The sequence below is a fragment of the Brevundimonas sp. GW821-FHT10A07 genome (assembly GCF_059415785.1).
On the sequence record NZ_JBWKNX010000012.1, the window covers coordinates 34052 to 52553 of the forward strand.

The following is an 18502-nucleotide window of genomic DNA, read 5'->3' on the forward strand; positions in this document are numbered from 1 at the left end:
GGGCGGCTCGGACGACCGAAGGCCGATGACCGCGCCCGCTTCCGAGACCATGCCCCTGAGCGCCCTGCTGGCGCGGATCTGGCGCGATTACCTGTCCCGGCACAAGGGATCGCTGATCCTGTCGGTCCTTTGCGCGGCGATGACGGGCTTGCTGACGGCGGCCCTGCTGAAACTGCTGGAACCGGCGGTGAACGGCCTGTTCCTGGGCGGGACCGAGCCGATCAGCCTGTTCGGGGTCGTCAGCTTCCCCGCAGACAAGGCTATCATCTGGATTCCGGCCGCCATCCTGGCGGTCGCGGTGATGCGGACCCTGGCGGCGCTGGGCCAGGCGGCCCTGGTCAACCGGCTGGGTCACACGATCGTCGGCGACATCCAGATCCGTCTGTTCGGGGCCATGATCCGCGCCGACCTAGCCCGGCTGCGCAGCCAGCATTCGGGGGGCTTCGTCTCGTCGGTTCTGTTCGACGCCAATATGGTGCGCGAGGCCTTCACCTCGGGCGTGGTCAACTACACCCAGAACCTGCTGACCCTGATCGCCGTGCTGATCTACATGGGGTTCATCGACTGGCAGCTGACCATGGTCGTGCTGCTGGGCGTGCCGCTGGTGGCGCTGGTGCTGCGCCGGTTCGGGCGCAAGACCCGCAAGGCCGCGCAAGGCGCCATGGCCGAGACCGAGAACCTGTCCACCGCCCTGATGGAGAATCTCGACGGGGTTCGCCTGATCAAGATCGAGAACCGCGAGGCCGCCGAGCAGGACCGTGTCGCCGAGGTGGTGGCGCGTCGCCAGCGCCACGTCATCAAGGGCGCCAACGCCCGCGCCTTCGCGGGACCGTCCAGCGATCTGGTGGCCTATATCGTTGTCGCTGCCGTCATGGCCTATGCCGGATGGCGGGCGCAGTCGGGCGAGATGACGGTCGGCGGTTTCGCCGCCTTCATCGGCATGTTGCTGGCCGCCGGTCAGGCCCTGCGGCAGGTCACGAACCTGGCGACGGTCATGAGCGAGGGCTTCACCGCCGCGCGCCGCCTGTTCGGCGCCCTGGACATTGAGGCCGAGATCCGCGAGGCGCCTGATGCGGCGCCCCTGTCCCCCGGGCCAGTCGAGGTGGTGCTGGACCAGGTGTCGTTCGCCTATGGGCCGGGCGGGGCGCCGACGCTGGATCAGGTGTCGTTGCGGGTGGCCCCCGGCGAGACCGTGGCCCTGGTCGGCCCGTCGGGCGGAGGCAAGAGCACGATATTGAGCCTGTTGCCGCGTTTCTATGACGTGACGGGCGGGGCGGTGACGATCAATGGGCGGGACGTGCGTGCGCTGCGGATCAACGATCTGCGCGACCATATCGCCCTGGTGACGCAGGAGCCCTTCCTGTTCGACGACACCATCGCCGCCAATATCGCCTATGGGCGGCCGGGCGCCACGCAAGCCCAGATCGAGGAGGCCGCGCGTTCGGCCGCCGCCCATGACTTCATCACCGCCCTGCCCGAAGGGTACGAGACCCGCGCCGGCGAGGCGGGCCTGCGGCTGTCGGGCGGGCAGCGCCAGCGGATCGCCATCGCCCGCGCCTTCCTGAAGGACGCGCCGATCCTGCTGCTGGACGAGGCGACCAGCGCCCTGGACACCGAGAGCGAGGCCCTGGTCCAGGCGGCGCTGGAGCGGCTGATGGAAGGGCGCGCCACCCTGATGATCGCCCACCGTCTGTCGACCGTTCGCAACGCCGACCGCATCTATGTGATCGAGGCCGGGCGCGTGGTGGAGGAAGGCCCGCACGTCGTCCTGGTCGCGCGCGGCGGCCTCTATTCCCGACTGGCCCGCCAGCAGTCTCTGGACGGGACGCCGCCCACGGTCGAGACCGTCGCGTGAGGCCGCTGCGCAACCCGGTGATCCAGTCCGTCCTGGCCTGGACGCTGGCGCAGTGGATGCAGTTCTGCTTCGCCACCATCCGCTGGACCCACGAGAACCAGACGGTCGCCGAACAGGTCTGGGCTCAGGGCGGCGGCGTGCTTTGCGTCTTCTGGCATTCGCGGATCGGCCTGGCCCCGGCGTCGTGGCCGCTGGACCGGGCGCAACCGGCGAAGGGGCTGATCTCGCTGTCGGCCGACGGCGAGTTCATCGCCAAGGCCGTGGCGCGTCAGGGCTTTCCCGCCGTCCGCGGTTCGTCGGCCAACAAGGACAAGGCCGACCGGGCCAAGGGCGGGTCACAGGCCCTGCGCGACGGCTTGAAACAGTTGAAGATCGGCGCCCTGGCCGTGACGCCCGACGGGCCGCGCGGCCCGGCCAATACCATGGCCGAAGGCCTGCCCCTTATGGCGAAACTGTCGAAGGCGCCGGCCCTGTTCATCGGCCTGTCGTGCAATCCGGCGATCCGCCTGAACAGCTGGGACCGCGCCGTCCTGCCCCTGCCCTTCGGCAAGGGGGCGATCGTCTGGGACCGCGCCGAGTTCCCCGAGGGCGGCGACATGGCCGCCGTCATCGAGGACTGGACGGCCCGCATGAACGGGGTCGAGGCGCGGGCTGACGCGATCACGGGGCTGAAGCCGTGACGCCCCTGCCGCTGCTGGCCTATCGACTGCTGACCCGCGCGCTGGAGCCGCTCGCCCCGCGCCTGCTGGACGCCCGCGCGCACAGGGGCAAGGAAGACCCCGCGCGCGTCGACGAGCGGCTGGGTTTCACCCGCGCCGAACGACCCGCCGGCGATCTGGTCTGGCTGCACGGCGTCAGCGTGGGCGAAACCCTGTCGCTGCTGCCCCTGGTCGAACGGTTCGTGAAGACCCGGCCGGACCTGACGGTGCTGGTGACGTCGGGCACCGTGACCTCGGCCCGGATCCTGGCCGAACGGCTGCCCAGGGGCGCCATCCACCAGTATGCGCCGGTCGACGGGCCCGGCGTCGTGGCGCGGTTCCTGGATCATTGGCGGCCCAGCCTGGCGATCTTCGTCGAGAGCGAACTGTGGCCGAACATGCTGCTGGAGGCGCATCGACGCGGCGTCAAACTGGCGCTGGTCAGCGCACGGATCACCGAGAAGACGGTCGAGGGCTGGGCGCGGTTTCCGGCCTCGGCGCGGGCGCTGACCAGGGTCTTCGACCTGGTCCTGCCCCAGGATCAGGCGTCGGGTGAGCGATTGGAGCGCCTGGGCGCGCGGATCGACGGCCTGGTCAATCTGAAGCTGGCGGGCGACGCCCTGCCCCATGACGCCGCCGCCTTCAGCCGCCTGAGCGCCGCCATCGGCGACCGGCCGGTGGTCGTCGCCGCCAGCACCCATGAAGGCGAAGAAATCGCCATTGTCCGCGCCCTGGATAAGCTGGCGGACCGCGCCTGCCTGATCCTGGCGCCGCGTCATCCGGAACGGGGACCGCATATCGCCACAGCCCTGCAGCGAGAGGGCGTGGCCTTCGCCATGCGGTCGCGGGGCGAGACCATCGGTCGAGACACCGACGTCTATCTGGCCGACACCCTGAACGAGATGGGGCTGTTCCTGCGTTTGGCGGATGTGGTGGTGATGGGCGGATCGTTCGCCCCTGCCCTGGGCCTGCCGGCGGTGGGCGGGCACAATCCGCTGGAGCCGGCGCGGCTGGCGCGGCCGACCATCACCGGACCCGACGCCTCCAACTGGGCCACCGTGACCTCGGCCCTGGCCCAGGCCGGAGGGTTGGTCCTGGTTCAGGCGCCCTGGGACCTGCCCGGCGCGGTCGAGCCCTTGCTGGCCGATCCTGCGGCGGCCAAGGCCATGGGCGAGCGCGCCCGGCGCGCCGCCGCCGAAGCGGGCGGCGGATTGGACCGGTTGTGGGCCTTCCTGTCGCCGCTGACGCCGAAGACGGCGACCAGGACGGGTTCGGGCCGATGAAGCTGAACACCCCCCGCTGGTGGTATGTCCGCGATCGCAGCCACGCCCGGCTGACCCGCACCCTGCTGAAGCCCCTGGGCTGGATCTGGGCCGGGGTCACGGCGCGGCGGATCGCGCGGGCGGTCCCGGTCGATCCGGGCTGTGCGGTGATTTCGGTCGGCAATCTGACCGTCGGCGGATCGGGCAAGACGCCGGTGGCGCGCGAGGTGTTGCGACTGCTGCGGACGGCAGGCGTAGAGGCCCAGGCCCTGTCGCGCGGCTACGGCGGGCGGCTGGAGGGGCCGGTGCGCGTCGATTTGCAGATCCATACCGCCGAGGACGTCGGCGACGAGCCCCTGATGCTGGCGCAAGCCTCGCCCGCCTGGATCGCGCGGGATCGGGTCGCGGGCGCGCGGGCGGCGGGGGCCGAGGGCGCGCAGGTGCTGGTGCTGGACGACGGCCATCAGAACCCGGCCTTGAAGAAGACCGTCAGCCTGATCGTCGTGGACGGCGAGACGCGCGAGGACGAATGGCCGTTCGGCGACGGCTCGGTGTTTCCATCCGGCCCTATGCGCGAGCCCCTGGCGGCGGGACTGGCGCGCGCCGACGCCGTGGTGGTGATGCTGCCCGCCGATGTCGAGACGGCCGATCCCGAACTGGTCGCGGTCTTCGGCGCCCTGCCCGTCTTCCTGTGTCGCCTGACGCCCGAAGGTCCGCCGCCGGCCGGGCCGCAGGTCGGCTTCGCCGGCATCGCCAAGCCCTGGAAGGTCGAGCGGTCGCTGAAGGCGGCCGGCTGCGACCTGGCGGACTTCGTCCCCTTCCCGGATCATGCGGCCTATAGACCCGAGGACATGGCCTTCCTGCGGGCGCGGGCGGCGGTGTTCCAGGCCGGTCTGGTCACGACGGAAAAGGACTGGGTCCGGCTGACGCCCGACCAGCGGGCCGATGTGACGGCCTGGCCGGTGGTCGCCCGCTTCGAGGATCAGGCGGGGTTCGCCGCCTTCCTGAACGCGCGGCTTCAGTCGGCGCGATAGACCACCCCGCCCTTCATCACGAACTTCATCCGCTCCAGTTCGGTCACGTCCGTCAGCGGATCGCCCGACACCGCGACGATGTCGGCCGGCATGCCGGGCGCGATCTTTCCGGCCTCATTGGCGATCCGCAGGTGATCTGCGGCCCCGACGGTGGCCGCCTGGATCGCCTCCAGGGGCGTCAGGCCAGCGCGGACCAGGAGCGCGAACTCCTGAGCATTGTCGCCATGGGCCGAGACGCCGCTGTCCGTGCCGAAGGCGATCTTCACCCCGCCCTCATGCGCGCGGCGCGCCATGTCCAGCATCTTTGGCCCCGCCTCCAGCGCCTTGGCGGTCTGGGCCGGTGTGAAGAAGTTGTTGGGGCCCGAGGCGATGCGGGCGACGAAATCGCCGGCCAACAGCGTGGGCACCAGCCAGGCGCCGTTGGCCTTGAAAAGGCGGATCGACTGGTCGTCCAGATAGGTGCCGTGTTCGATGGAGTCGCCGCCCGCGCGCAGGAAGGCGTTGATCCCGTCCACGCCGTGGGCATGGGCCGTGACCTGGCGGCCCATGCGGTGGGCGCTGTCGACGATGGCGGTCAGTTCGGGGTCGCTGAACTGCTGGCCCAGACCGGCGGCGGTGTTGGACAGGACCCCGCCCGTGGCCGTGATCTTGATGATGTCGGCGCCGGCCCGGACCTGGGTGCGGACGGCGCGCATGCAGTCGTCCGCCCCCGAACAGATGCTCTCGGACGACAGCAGATGCATGACGTCGTCGCGATAGCCGTTGATGTCGCCATGGCCGCCGTGGATGGAGACCGAGGATCCGGCTGCGATGATGCGCGGTCCCGGCACGTCGCCGTTCCGCACTGCGTTTCTCAGGGCGAAGATCGCCTGATTGCCGGCGCCCAGGTCTGCGACGGTGGTGAAGCCCGCCATCAGGGTGCGGCGGGCGTAGCGGGCGCCCACCATGGCCTGATCCGCGTCGGACAGGGTGACCTCTTCCAGACGGGAATTGGGGTTCTGCTGGCCCGTCAGATGGACGTGGCTGTCGATCAGTCCCGGCAGGACGAAGGCGGTCCGCAGGTCGATGACCTGCCCTTGCGCCGGGTCGCCGACGAAGCCGTCACGCACCTCGACGACCTGGTTCCCTCTGATCACGAGAGTTTTACCGCGCTGCACAACGCCGTTCGACGGGTCGGCCAGCAATCGCCCGACCTCGACGAACATCGTCGTCGGCTCTGGAGAAACCCCAACCCCTGCGGGGCTTTGCTGCGCCGCCGCGCCTGCGGCCAACGCCCCCCATGCCGCCATCGCCAGACCGAAACGCTTCATCGATTTCTCCCCCAAACAGGTGCGCCGCAAAATCGCCCCACAAGGCCAAGGTTGCTTCGCCCGTAACCATTTGAAACAAACACGCCTGAAGACCAACCGCAACGAGGGCGTCGCATGCGGCTATCGAGACGAGGGCTTATTCTGGGCGGATCGGCCATGTTGGCGGGTTGCGCCAGCGCGAGCGCCAAGGCCCCGCTCACCACCGCCGCGACAGTCGCGCCGGTCGTCCCCCCTGCGGCGCCGATCCAGACCGTAAGCGTGACGCCTCCGCCTCTGGATCCGCGCGGTCATGTTCGCAAGGAACTGATGGAACGCGCCATGACGGCGTTGGACGTCCACCACCACAAGATCCCGCTTCGCGACCGCATGTATCTGGTCGATTTTCAGAAATTCTCGGGCGAAGAGCGGCTGTACGAGGTCGATCTGGTCGCCGGCGAGGTCAAGGTCCTGCGCACCTGCCACGGTCGCGGTTCCGACCCCAGCCATTCCGGCTACGCCCAGCGCTTCTCCAATACGCCGGATTCCAACATGTCCTCGGTCGGCGCCTACGCCACCGCCGGCGCCAGCTGGGGGTCGCAACAGGGGCCGAACGTCCTGCTGGACGGACTGGAATATTCAAACGACAAGGCCCGCGAGCGGGCCATCATCATCCACGGCGCCGACTACGCCGACCCGGACTTCCTGGCGCGCGAAGGCAAACTGGGTCGCAGCTACGGCTGTTTCTCGGTCGCCCACACCGATCTGCCCGAACTGCGCGAACGCATGGGCGAAGGCCGGCTGCTGTTCGCCTGGGCGTAAGGCTCAGGTCCGGGTTTTAGCCTTTGGCTGACGGCCAAGGCCCAAACGCCATACGCGTAAACACCGGCACCTCGACGCCTTTGCTGCGGTCAAAACGCGAAACATGCACCGCCGGCGCGTTGACGTGCGCCAGCCATATGTCGCCGCCTCCAGGCCCGAACGCCTGGATTTCTACGATCTCGCCTCGGAAGACGTCCTCCAAAATTCCAACGGCTTCGGTAACGGCTTCCACGCGAACTCGCGCTCTTCGCAGGAAGACGAAGGCGCCACCGACCGATGGACCGATTACCACGCCAGTTTTGACGCCCTTGTCGCGCCAGATAAGCAGACCCTCGTCCCCGAAGACCTTCAGACGCGGAAGCGGCGACTGGTATTTGAACTCGGACGCAATCCGCTCAAGGAACTCGCCTGCCGTGAGTTTGCGACGAACTGACATGGGCCGAGTGGGAAGCTTTGCCGCTGTTTCGTCAAATCAAAACCGAAGGTTGGTTGTTGGAGTCAGCCCCGGTCTAGGGCCCGCCAGCCGATGTCAGAGCGGTTGAAGCCGCCGGGCCAGTCGATCTTGCGGATGGCGGCATAGGCGCGTTCGCGGGCCTGGGCGATGTCGTCGCCCTCGGCGCAGACGTTCAGGACGCGGCCGCCGGCGGCGCACAGCTGGCCGTCTTCGCGGCGTCGGGTCCCGGCGTGGAAGACTTGGACGTGGGGGCCGAAGTCCTGGTCGACGCCGCGAATGATCGACCCCTCCAGCGGGCTGTCGGGATAGCCCTTCGCCGCCATGACGACGCAGATCACCGTCTGGGGCTTGAAGGCCGGGGACGGCAGGCCGGAGACGTCGCCCCGCGCGCAGCCCAGCAGATAGGGGACGATGTCCCCGGCCATTCGCATCATCAGCACCTGGCATTCGGGGTCGCCGAAGCGGGCGTTGAACTCGACCACCTTGGGACCGTCGGCCGTGGCCATCAGGCCGGCGTAGAGGACGCCGCGATAGGGGGCGCCCTCCTCGGCCATCTTGCGGATGGTGGGCTGGACGATCCGTTCGTCGGCCTGTTGCACCAGGTCGGCGGTGAAGACCGGGGCCGGCGAATAGGCGCCCATGCCGCCGGTGTTGGGACCGGTGTCGCCGTCGAAGGCGCGCTTGTGGTCCTGGGCGCCGCCGAACAGGACGGCCTGCTTGCCGTCGCACAGGGCGAAGAGGGAGCCCTCCTCCCCGTCCATGAACTCCTCGATCACGACGCGGGCCCCGGCGGCGCCGAAGCGGCCGCCCAGCATGCGCTCGATCTCGGCTTCGGCGTCGGGACGGTCGGGGCTGATGGCCACGCCCTTGCCGGCGGCCAGACCGTCGGCCTTGATGACATAGGGAGGCTTGAACACGTCCAGAGCGGCCTTGGCGTCCTTGACCGTGTCATAGACGCCGTAGCCGGCGGTGGGGATTTCGTGGCGTTCCAGGAAGGCCTTGGAGAAGGCCTTGGACACCTCCAACTGGGCCGCCTTGGCGGTGGGGCCGAAGCAAGGGATGCCGGCCGACGCCAGACGGTCGGCGAGACCGGCGGCCAGGGCGACTTCCGGCCCGACCACGACGAGGTCCGCCTTGATCTCGCGGGCCAGGGCGGCGAGGCCCTCCGCGTCGTCGGCCTTGACCGAACGGAGCTCGCACAGCTTCTCGATGCCCGGATTGCCGGGGGCGGCGACGAGGCGGGTGACCAGCGGCGACTGGGCGATCTTCCAGGCCAGGGCGTGTTCACGCCCGCCCGATCCGACGAGAAGAATAATCATGAAGTCGGCAATGACGGGCCTGCGTCGGGCGGTCAAGCGTCCGCCGGGCTGAAGCGTCAGAACAGGGCGGAAAGCATGTAGACGACTAGGCCGAGCAGGGCGATTCCGCCGATGATCAGCTAGGGGCTCATAGCCCCGCCGGCGCCGCTGCGCCGCATCAGGCCGCGTTCGCGCGGGTCGCGGTTTTCCGGATCGGTACCTTGCGGATCGGCGGCCATGAAAGGCGAACGTAACGGCGCGGTTCCTGTTCCCGCGTGAAGCGAGCCGGTCTAGGATGGGCCGATGAGCGACGACTCCTATGTGTTCGAAGGCCCGGCCGAGGCCGCCGCCCCGCGCGACAACAATCCGCCCCTGTCGATCTCCGAACTGTCCTTCGCCCTGAAGCGGACGCTGGAGGAGCGATTCGGCCATGTGCGGCTGAGGGGCGAGGTGTCCAAGGTCAATCGTCACGCTTCGGGCCACATCTATCTGACCCTGAAGGACGACAAGTCGGCCATCGACGGGGTTATCTGGAAGGGATCGGTGCGCGGCCTGGGCGTCCAGCCGGAGGCGGGGCTGGAGGTCATTGTCACCGGCAAGATCACCTCGTATCCGGCGCGGTCGTCGTACCAGATCGTGATCGAGAGCATGGAGGCGGCCGGGGCCGGCGCCCTTTTGGCGCAACTCGAGCGGCTGAAGGTCCGGCTGCGCGAAGAGGGCCTGTTCGAGCTGGGGCGCAAGAAGCCCCTGCCCCAGTTTCCCCGCACCATCGGCGTCATCACCAGCCCGACGGGCGCCGTGATCCGCGACGTCCTGCACCGGATCGCCGAACGCTGGCCCTGCCGGGTGATCGTCTGGCCCGTGGTGGTCCAGGGCGAGGCGGCGTGCGGCCAGGTGTCGAACGCCATTCGCGGCTTCGACGCGATGACCGTCGATGGGCCGATCCCCCGCCCCGACCTGCTGATCGTGGCCCGTGGGGGCGGCTCGGTCGAGGACCTGTGGTGCTTCAACGACGAGGGACTGGCGCGGACGGTGGCGGCGGCGCGGATCCCGATCATCTCGGCCGTGGGGCATGAGACGGACACCACCCTGATCGACTTCGTGTCCGACCGGCGCGCGCCGACGCCGACGGGCGCGGCCGAGATCGCCACGCCGGTGCTGGCGGACCTGAGATATGCGGTCGCCGACCTGGACCGGCGGATGGTCCTGGCCGGCGGGCGGCTGATCGAGGATCGGCGTACCCGGCTGCGGTCCGTGGCGCGGGGTCTGCCGGCGCGGCCGGAGGATCTGCTGGCCCTGGCGCAGCAGCGACTGGACAACGCCGCCAGCCGGCTGGGTTCGGGGCTGCAACGCAATGTCGCCCTGCACGAACGGCATCTGGCCGTGACGGGCGGCAAGCTGAGCCCCGCCCTGTTGCGGGCGCGGATCGAGCGAGGACAGGACCGGTTGCGCGGCGCGGGCGACCGGCTGGGCGCCGCCTTGCAAGCCGGCGTGGCGCGCGGCGAGCGGCGGCTGCTTCAGGTTTCGGCGCGACTGTCGCCCGCCCCCCTGCATCGTCGGCTGGACCAACGCGAGGCGCGGTTGCAGGCGCTTGGGGCGCGGCTGGACGGCGTCATGCCGCGTCGGCTGGAACGGGACGCGGATCGGCTGGCGGGCCTGACGCGCGCCCTGGCCACGCTGGACCCCGGCCGGCCCAAGCCCGGCTTCGCCCGCGTGGAAAATCCGGACGGCGACTGGATCACTTCCGCAGCGACGCTGGAGGCGGGCCAGGCGGTGCGTCTTGTGTTCGGTGACGGCGCAAGGGGCGCGATCATCGACGGCGGCGACGGCCGTACAGCGTCCGCCCCGGCGCGGCCGGCGCCTCGGCCCAAGCCTGCCGCGCCGGGGCAAGGCGACCTGTTCTGACCGGTTCCGTCCGTTTTCCGCTTCGCCCCGGCGGCGCTTCCTGCTAACCGCCGCCCCATGAATATCCCTCGCATCGCCCTGGCCGCCTATGGCTTCGCCCTTCTGATCATCGTGCTGGACCAGTGGACCAAGGCCTGGATTCTGGGCCTGCCCGACGTCGCATCGATCAGCCAGATCCCGCCCGGCTATGTCTTCGCCGAGGTGCTGCCGCCGATCCTGCGCTTCACCTTTGTTCAGAACACCGGCGTCAGCTTCGGCCTGTTCGGCGGGGGCGAGGCGCGCTGGGGGCTGACCATCTTCTCGGTCATCGTCTCGGCCGGCTTGGCCTGGTGGGCGACCCAGTCGAATCGCCGCCTGCTCATCACCGCCATCGGTTTCGTCATGGGCGGGGCCCTGGGCAATGTCATTGACCGGGTCCGCTTCGGCTATGTGGTCGATTTCATCGACTTCTCCGGCACGGGGGTCTTCCCCTGGGTGTTCAACATCGCCGACAGCGCCATCACCATCGGCGTCATTCTGCTGATTCTGGACAGCTTCCTGTCCGACAAGGCCGCCAAGGCCTGAAACCGGCTTTCGACTGATCCAAAGCCCGTTTCACGGCCTCGGCGAGATCGCCGGCGCAGCGGATCAGGCTCGAAGGTTGGCGCGGCCCCCGAAAAGTCGTAATCACCCCGTCTTCACTATGCCAACAACGCCCGTAGAGGCGTTTCGAGCATCAGCCGATCAGAGCCTGAATCCATGCGTATCCGCAGCGTCGCCGTACTGACCCTCGCCGCCTCCGCCGCGCTCGCCGTGTCGGCCTGCGGCAGCCTCAAGCAAGGCATTGGCCTGACCAAGGTCGTGCCGGACGAGTTCGTGACCGTCTCCACCGCCCCGCTCAGCGTCCCGCCCGAGTACGGCCTTCGCCCGCCCGCGCCCGGCCAGCCGCGTCCGCAGGAACTCGCGCCTGAAAGCGCCGCCCGTCAGATTCTGCTGGGTCAGCGCCAGGCCGTCACCCGCACCCCGGGCGAGCAGGTCCTGGTCGCCCAGGCCGGCGCCGACCAGGCCGATCCCCTGGCCCGTTACGTCGTCGACGACGAGTTCGGCGACATCGCACATAAGGACGAAAGCTTCGCCAACCGCCTGATGTTCTGGCGCAAGGATGACGCATCGACCCAGGCGCCGACCGTTCGCCAGACCTCGGAAGGTCAGACGACGATCGACGCCACGACCGAGGCCGCGCGTCTTCAGGCCCTGACCGGCGGCCAACAGGCCATCACCATCACCCCGCGTCGCAGCGGCGGCTTCAAGCTGCCCGGTCTCTAAGACCTCTTCGCCTCTTTTCTAAGGACGCCTGCCACGGCGTTGGTCCTCTCGCTGTCGGAAGATAACTGATGCGTCGCGTGCTCTCCGCCCTGGCCGCCGTCTCCATTGCGGCCGCTGTCCTGCCCGTCGCCGCCGAGGCGCAGACCTCGCAGCGCCAGCGTGATCGCAGTTCCAGCGGCCAGCAGGCCGATGGTGCTGAAAACGCTCCCAGCCGAGCGCCGCGCATCGCGCCCCTGCGCCGCCGGCCCAACGCCGGCCCCTGCCCCTTCGTGAAGGTGCTGTACGACGCCGCCCGCTACGTCGAGCTGGAAGGCGGCCGCGCGGCCGTCTCCAACGTCGGCTACACCGGCGAGATCGAAGGCGTGTCCGCCGACTGCGAATACCGCGAGGCCGATCCGATCCGCCTGGATATGGACATCCTGTTCGAGCTGGGCCGTGGCGAAAAGGCGGCGGGTGACCAGAAGACCTATCGCTACTGGGTCGCCGTGACCGAACGCAACAACGCCATCCTGGCCAAGGAATATTTCGACCTGCCGGTGGATTTCGACGGCCAACGCACCGCCTCGGTCCATGAACAGCGGACCATCGTGATCCCCCGCGCGGGCATCGACACCAGCGGCGGCAATTTCGAAGTCCTGATCGGCTTCGACGTCACGCCGGAAATGGCCGAGTTCAACCGCTCGGGCAGCCGCTTCCGCGTCAACGCCGGCGTGCCGGCCCAAGCCTCTGCGCCGAACCAATAATGGCTGATCTGAAGACCGTCCTCAGCGAAGCGGTCGCCGCCGCCTTCGCCGCCGAAGGCGTGGATGCGGCCCTGGCCCGCGTCACCCCGTCCGACCGCCCCGACCTGGCCGACTTCCAGTCGAACGGCGCCCTGGCGGCCGCCAAGGCGTTGAAGGCCAATCCGCGCGAACTGGCGAGCAGGATCGCCGAACGCCTGACCGCCGATCCTCATTTCGCCTCGGTCGAGGTGGCGGGACCGGGCTTTATCAATCTGAAGCTGGCCGATGCGCTGCTGGCCGAACGCGCCGCAGAGGTGGCCGCCGACGCCGAGCATGCGGGCGCCGCCGTAGTGGCCGATCCGCGCAAGGTGGTGATCGACTACGGCGGTCCGAACGTGGCCAAGCCGATGCACGTCGGCCATCTGCGCAGCGCCATCATCGGCGAGAGCCTGAAGCGGTTGTTCCGGTTCAGAGGCGACCACGTCACCGGCGACGCCCATTTCGGCGACTGGGGCTTCCAGATGGGGCTGCTGATCGTCGCCTGCGGCGATGAAGGCCTGGCGGAAGGCTTCCTCGTCGAGGGCGACGGCCCGTTCCCGGCCGACAGTCCGGTGACCCTGGCCGATCTGGACCGGCTGTATCCGCTGGCGGCCGGCAAGGCCAAGGAAGACCCGGCCTTCCGCGACCGCGCCCGCAAGGCGACGGCGGAGCTGCAGAACGGGCGTCCCGGCTATCGCGCGCTTTGGAAGCATTTCGTGGCGGTCAGCCGCGAGGCGCTGAAACGCGAGTACGGCGACCTGTCGGTCGATTTCGACCTGTGGAACGGCGAGAGCGACGCCGATCCCCTGATGCCGGAAATGCTGGCGCATCTGAAGGCGACCGGCCTGCTGGTCGAGGACGACGGCGCCCAGGTGGTGCATGTCGCCAAGCCGGGCGAGACCCGCAAGAAGAAGCTGGCCGACGGTTCAGTGATCGAGGCCCCCTCGCCCCCGCCCCTGCTGGTGATCAGCTCGGAGGGCTCGGCCATGTACGGCACGACCGACCTGGCCACGATCCTGGACCGCAAGAAGGCCCTGGCGCCGGACCTGGCCCTGTATGTGGTCGACGAACGCCAGGCCGAGCATTTCGAACAGGTGTTCCGCGCCGCCTATCTGGCCGGATACGCCGCCGAAGGGGCGCTGGAGCATCTGGGCTTCGGCACCATGAACGGCCAGGACGGCAAGCCCTTCAAGACCCGCGCGGGCGGGGTGCTGAAGCTGCGCGACCTGATCGACCAGGCGACGGACAAGGCGCGCGAGCGGCTGAAGGAAGCCAAGCTGGGCGACGACCTGTCGCCGGAAGAATTCGAAGCCATCGCGCACAAGGTGGCCATCGCCGCCCTGAAGTTCGCCGATCTTTCGAACGCCCGCACCACCAGCTACGTCTTCGATCTGGACCGGTTCATGAGCTTCGAGGGCAAGACGGGCCCCTATCTGCTGTACCAGTCGGTGCGGATCAAATCCCTGCTGCGCAAGGCCGCCGAACAGGGCGCGACGCCCGGCGCCATCGTCATCGCCGAACAGGCGGAACGCGATCTGGCCCTGACGCTGGACGCCTTCTCGACCGCCGTGTCGGACGCCTATGACAAGCGGATGCCGCATCTGGTGGCCGAGCACGCCTATCGGGTGGCCCAGTCCTTCTCGAAATTCTACGCCGCCTGCCCGGTGCTGGTCGCGCCGGACGAGGCGACGCGGGCTTCGCGCTTGGCCCTGTCGGCCGCGGCCCTGCGTCAGCTCGAGACGGCCCTGACCCTGTTGGGGATCGAGACGCCCGAACGGATGTGACCGCCGTTCTGTGACCTGAAAGACGCGGACTCCGCTGCGCTCCTCTGATTAACCTTTACGGGGGACAGGGGGCGGACGACGGATGGGGAAACCCTACGGTCAGCATCACGGGCGCATTCGCATGGCCGATGGGGCCATTCGCGGCTTCGGTCCCGGCGATTTCACGCCGCCGTTCCTGAAACGCCGCGCCGTCCTCTATGTCGACGGCTATAACCTGTTCCATGCCCTGCTGGACCAGAAGCGGCGCGAATGGCTGTGGCTGGATCTGCAGGCCCTGGGACGGGGGCTGATCGATCCGATGGAGCGGCTGACCGGCGTGGTCTGGGTCAGCGCGCACAAGCCCCAGGCCCGGGCGCGGATGGAGGCGCAGTTCCGCTATGAGACGGCGCTGAGAGCCCGGCGTGTGCGCTGCCTGATGGGCCATTTCGTCGTCCACGGCGAACATTGCCGCGCCTGTGGCCACGGCTGGAGTTCGGCGACGGAGAAACAGAGCGACGTCAACCTGGCCCTGGCGGTGGCGGACGATGTGGCGGCGAACCGGGTCGACAGCGTTTATCTGCTGACCACCGACGGGGACCATGCGGCCACCGTGCGGTTTGTGCGCGAAGCCTATCCGGACAAGCGGATCGTCAGCGTCGCCCCGCCCGGCCGGCTTCACAACCGCCAGATCGCCAACTGGACCGACGAACTGGTGGGCATCGGCTCTAATCTGCTGGCCCAGTCGATGCTGCCCGACCGGCTGAAGACGGCCAGGGGCTGGATCGAACGGCCCGAGGCCTGGAGCGCCCGTCCCAGCCTGCCCCCGCCGCCCGATCCGCCGCCGACCGACGACGCAGGGAAGACCAAGGCTGGACATCTGCGGCTGGTGGTGTCGAACGCCTAGTCGTCGCAAACTCCTCATGCTATATATGCTAGCACAAGGAACGCGAACATGCCTGTCAGCCTCCACGTCCGAAACATCGACGATGACATCGCCATCGCCCTGAAGAAGCGCGCCCAGGAAAACAATCGCTCGGCCGAAGCGGAGCATCGCGAGATTCTCCGCAAGGCTTTGACGCCTCGCATCGACGCGGATTGGGACCGTCGCGCCGCCGCTCTGCGGGACGCGACCAAGGGCAGGCTGAGCACGCCTTCTGAAGTCTTGATCCGCGAAGATCGGGATTCTCGTTGATCGTCGTGGACGCGAGCGTGGCGATCAAGGTCGCGCTATACGAGCCCGACAGCCCCATCGCCGTCGCCGCCCTGCGCGCTCAGCCCTGGTCGGCGCCCGATCTGATTCTGTCGGAATGCGCCAACATCATCTGGAAGCGCTGTCGGATGGGCGACATCACTCGCGAACAGGCGATGCAGGCGGTGGCGCTGATCGAAACCATGAACCTGGATGTAGAGCCCGGTCGCAGGCTGATCGAACGGGCGGTGGAATTGGCGATCGCTCTGGACCATCCGGCTTATGACTGCTTCTACATCGCCCACGCCGAACAGTTGGGCGCGCCCCTTCTGACGGCGGACAAGAAGCTCATCGCCAAGACGCGGGCGTCTGGCGCGACGACCATCCAGATCATGGGTCTGGACGACTATGCACGAGAGAACGGCCTATGAACGTACAAGCTGACACCACCCTCGACGCCTATATCGCCGGCCTGCCCAAAGCCGAGTTGCACCTGCATATCGAGGGCTCGCTGGAGCCGGAGCTGATGTTCGAACTGGCGCAGCGGAATGGGGTGTCCATCCCCTATGACAGCGTCGAGGCGGTGCGGGCGGCCTATGATTTCTCGAACCTGCAGGACTTCCTGGACATCTATTACGCCGGGGCGGCCGTGCTGCTGACGCGCAAGGATTTCGAGGATCTGGCCTTCGCCTATTTCCAGCGGGCCGCCGCCGATAATGTGCGCCACGCCGAGATCTTCTTCGACCCCCAGACCCATACCGACCGGGGCGTGGCCTTCGGCGTGGTGGTCGAGGGGCTGATCGCGGGGATGGACCGGGCCAAGGCGGAACTGGGCGTGAGTTCGGGCCTGATCCTCAGCTTCTTACGCCACCTGACCGAGGAAGAGGCGTTCGCGACCCTGGAGGCGGCCAAGCCTTATCTGCATCATTTCATCGGGGTGGGGCTGGATTCGTCGGAGGTCGGCCATCCGCCGTCCAAGTTCCAGCGAGTCTTCGCCGCCGCGCGTGAGCTGGGCCTGAAACTGTGCGCCCACGCCGGCGAGGAAGGCCCGCCGGCCTATGTGCACGAGGCGCTGGACCTTCTGCACATCGACCGGATGGACCACGGCAATCGCTCGATGGAGGACGAGGCCCTGGTGGAGCGGCTGGCGCGCGAGCAGATGACCCTGACCGTCTGCCCCCTGTCGAACCTGAAACTGTGCGTGGTCAACGACCTGAAGGATCACCCCGTGCCCGAGATGCTGCGCCGGGGCCTGCACGTCACCCTGAACTCGGACGACCCGTCCTATTTCGGCGGGTATGTGAACGACAACTACAGCCGGCTGGCGGCGGCGGTGGGGCTGACGAAGGATCAGGTGACGCTGTTGGCGCGGAACAGTTTCGAGGGGTCGTTCCTGGGCGAGACTGAAAAGGCGGCGTTCCTGGCTGAGGTGGATGCCTACGCGGCGGTCTGACGCCATCCCATCCCCACCCGTCATCCTCGGCCTTGTGCCGAGGATGACGGATCAAAGAGTGCGCCAAACATCACTTTATCTTCCCGACGCTAAATGTTCCTGATATGTTCCGTTTATGGAACAGGCGAACGAAGACAGCGCGGGCCTACGCTGGCTGTTCGTCGATCTGAACGCTTTCTTCGCCAGCGTCGAGCAGCAGATGAACCCGGACTGGCAGGGCAGACCTGTCATCGTCCGGCCAGCGATGAGCGAATACACCGGGGCCATCGCCGCCAGCTATGAAAGCAAGGCCTGGGGCGTCCACACGGGGATGCGGGTGTCAGAGGCGCGCAAACTGTGCCCCGGCCTGATCGTCGCCGAGGCGCGGCCGGACCTCTATGTCGCGGTCCACAAGAAGATCATGGCCGAGATCGACCGCCACGTGCCTGTGTGGAAGGTCGGCTCCATCGACGAATGTTCGTGCGAACTGCTCGGCCCCGAACGGCAGGAGGCGAACGCCGTCGCCCTGGCTCGACGGATTCAGGCCGGCATCCTGGAGAATGTCGGCGACTGTCTGCGCTCGTCCATCGGGCTGGCCCCGTCGCGGTTCCTGGCCAAGACCGCCTGCGGCATGAAGAAGCCGGCCGGGTTGACCATCCTGAGAGCGAACGAACTGCCCGGCCCGCTGCTGGACCTGCCGCTGTCGAAATATCCCGGCATAGGCCCGCGGATGCGACTGCGGCTGGAGGCGGCGGGCGTCGCGGACACCGCAGGCCTGTGGACCATGAGCGCCCGGCAGGCGCGCGCGGTCTGGAACAGTATCGAGGGCGAACGCATCTGGCGTGGCCTGCATGGCCTGGACAGCGAGCCGACGCCGGAGAAGCCCCCGGCCTCCATCAGCCACAGCCACGTCCTGGCCCAGGCCATGCGGACCCCGGACAAGGCGCGCGCCGTGGCGCGGCGGCTGGTGGTCAAATGCGGGGCGCGGCTGCGGCGAATGGGCCTGACGGGGGCGAGCCTGACCCTGCATCTGGACATGGGACCGAAGGCGACGCCCAGAAGCGACCGGCGAGGCTGGGAGACGGCGGCTATGAGTTGCCCCGTCGCGCCGACGCAGGACACCTTCGCCCTGCTGACCGCGCTGGATGGCCTGTGGCGCAAGGTCGAGCCTGAGTTGGAGGCCGGACGGCTGAGCTATGTGGGTGTCGGGGTTCACGGGCTGAAATCCCGTGACGCCTTCGAGACGGACCTGTTCGATACCGGGCCGGATCAGGGCGGCGAGGCCCCGTCCCTGCGCCTGTCCCAGGCGCTGGACGCCCTCAATCGCCGCTATGGCAAGGACACCGTCAGCATCGGTCCCAAGGCGGGCCTGCCCGAATTCATTGGCGCCAAGATCGCTTTCACCCGCATTCCGGAGGCGGAGGATTTCTGGGAGTGA

General features: G+C 68.4%; 18 protein-coding genes. 16 read left to right on the forward strand and 2 right to left on the reverse strand.

Annotated elements, in window-relative coordinates; all coding sequences use genetic code 11:
• Positions 1-25: 25 nt before the first annotated feature.
• Genes AC07NC_RS11250 through lpxK form a run of 4 tightly spaced genes read left to right on the forward strand, consistent with a single transcriptional unit; the run spans position 26 to position 4849 of the window.
• Entirely contained in the window at positions 26-1855 is a 1830-nt protein-coding gene (locus tag AC07NC_RS11250; protein ID WP_494569602.1) for an ABC transporter ATP-binding protein, read from the forward strand.
• Positions 1852-2535 carry a lysophospholipid acyltransferase family protein gene (locus tag AC07NC_RS11255; RefSeq protein ID WP_494569603.1) on the forward strand — a complete coding sequence of 228 codons (684 nt, stop codon included), beginning with the start codon at positions 1852-1854 and terminating at the stop codon, positions 2533-2535. The genes AC07NC_RS11250 and AC07NC_RS11255 overlap by 4 nt, the downstream gene beginning before the upstream one ends.
• Positions 2532-3836, forward strand: coding sequence for a 3-deoxy-D-manno-octulosonic acid transferase (locus tag AC07NC_RS11260; RefSeq protein ID WP_494569604.1), 1305 nt, complete (start codon positions 2532-2534; stop codon positions 3834-3836). The genes AC07NC_RS11255 and AC07NC_RS11260 overlap by 4 nt, the downstream gene beginning before the upstream one ends.
• The gene (gene lpxK, locus AC07NC_RS11265) at positions 3833-4849 is read left to right on the forward strand and encodes a tetraacyldisaccharide 4'-kinase (RefSeq protein ID WP_494569658.1); all 1017 of its coding nucleotides are present in this window, start codon (positions 3833-3835) and stop codon (positions 4847-4849) included. Before AC07NC_RS11260 ends, lpxK begins: the two co-directional genes overlap by 4 nt.
• On the opposite strand, the gene AC07NC_RS11270 is transcribed toward lpxK, so the two are convergent.
• Positions 4834-6159 carry a metal-dependent hydrolase family protein gene (locus tag AC07NC_RS11270; RefSeq protein ID WP_494569605.1) on the reverse strand — a complete coding sequence of 442 codons (1326 nt, stop codon included), beginning with the start codon at positions 6157-6159 and terminating at the stop codon, positions 4834-4836. The genes lpxK and AC07NC_RS11270 overlap by 16 nt on opposite strands.
• A gap of 114 nt (positions 6160-6273) precedes the next feature.
• Between AC07NC_RS11270 and AC07NC_RS11275 the strand changes: the two genes are divergently transcribed.
• Both AC07NC_RS11275 and AC07NC_RS11280 read left to right on the forward strand, forming a co-directional pair.
• Positions 6274-6957 (forward strand): murein L,D-transpeptidase catalytic domain family protein, encoded by a 684-nt coding sequence (locus tag AC07NC_RS11275; RefSeq protein ID WP_035307683.1) that lies wholly within the window; start codon positions 6274-6276, stop codon positions 6955-6957.
• Positions 6958-7060: 103 nt separating this feature from the next.
• Entirely contained in the window at positions 7061-7390 is a 330-nt protein-coding gene (locus tag AC07NC_RS11280; protein WP_492070982.1) for a hypothetical protein, read from the forward strand.
• A 65-nt stretch (positions 7391-7455) separates the two neighbouring features.
• Here the strand turns inward: AC07NC_RS11280 and purD are convergent, their stop codons facing one another.
• Positions 7456-8730, reverse strand: coding sequence for a phosphoribosylamine--glycine ligase (gene purD, locus AC07NC_RS11285; RefSeq protein WP_494569606.1), 1275 nt, complete (start codon positions 8728-8730; stop codon positions 7456-7458).
• 282 nt (positions 8731-9012) lie between these two features.
• On the opposite strand from purD, the gene xseA reads away from it, so the two are divergent.
• From xseA to AC07NC_RS11335, 10 genes are all read left to right on the forward strand, one after another.
• Positions 9013-10614, forward strand: a complete 1602-nt coding sequence (xseA, locus tag AC07NC_RS11290; protein ID WP_494569607.1) for an exodeoxyribonuclease VII large subunit — start codon at positions 9013-9015, stop codon at positions 10612-10614.
• Between the two features lie 57 nt (positions 10615-10671).
• Entirely contained in the window at positions 10672-11178 is a 507-nt protein-coding gene (gene lspA / locus AC07NC_RS11295) for a signal peptidase II (protein ID WP_494569608.1), read from the forward strand.
• 174 nt (positions 11179-11352) lie between these two features.
• Positions 11353-11919 (forward strand): DUF3035 domain-containing protein, encoded by a 567-nt coding sequence (locus AC07NC_RS11300; protein WP_008261403.1) that lies wholly within the window; start codon positions 11353-11355, stop codon positions 11917-11919.
• A gap of 68 nt (positions 11920-11987) precedes the next feature.
• On the forward strand, positions 11988-12662 hold the full coding sequence (locus AC07NC_RS11305; protein WP_492070988.1) for a Tat pathway signal sequence domain protein: 675 nt from the start codon (positions 11988-11990) through the stop codon (positions 12660-12662).
• Positions 12662-14464: an arginine--tRNA ligase gene (argS, locus tag AC07NC_RS11310; protein WP_494569609.1), complete on the forward strand. Its 1803-nt coding sequence runs from the start codon at positions 12662-12664 to the stop codon at positions 14462-14464. The genes AC07NC_RS11305 and argS overlap by 1 nt, the downstream gene beginning before the upstream one ends.
• An 82-nt stretch (positions 14465-14546) precedes the next feature.
• Positions 14547-15347, forward strand: a complete 801-nt coding sequence (locus AC07NC_RS11315; protein ID WP_494569610.1) for a PIN domain-containing protein — start codon at positions 14547-14549, stop codon at positions 15345-15347.
• A gap of 48 nt (positions 15348-15395) precedes the next feature.
• On the forward strand, positions 15396-15635 hold the full coding sequence (locus AC07NC_RS11320; protein ID WP_494569611.1) for a FitA-like ribbon-helix-helix domain-containing protein: 240 nt from the start codon (positions 15396-15398) through the stop codon (positions 15633-15635).
• Positions 15636-15640: 5 nt separating this feature from the next.
• Positions 15641-16063 carry a type II toxin-antitoxin system VapC family toxin gene (locus AC07NC_RS11325; protein WP_494569659.1) on the forward strand — a complete coding sequence of 141 codons (423 nt, stop codon included), beginning with the start codon at positions 15641-15643 and terminating at the stop codon, positions 16061-16063.
• Positions 16060-17085, forward strand: a complete 1026-nt coding sequence (locus tag AC07NC_RS11330) for an adenosine deaminase (RefSeq protein ID WP_494569612.1) — start codon at positions 16060-16062, stop codon at positions 17083-17085. The genes AC07NC_RS11325 and AC07NC_RS11330 overlap by 4 nt, the downstream gene beginning before the upstream one ends.
• A gap of 115 nt (positions 17086-17200) precedes the next feature.
• Entirely contained in the window at positions 17201-18502 is a 1302-nt protein-coding gene (locus AC07NC_RS11335; protein WP_494569613.1) for a Y-family DNA polymerase, read from the forward strand.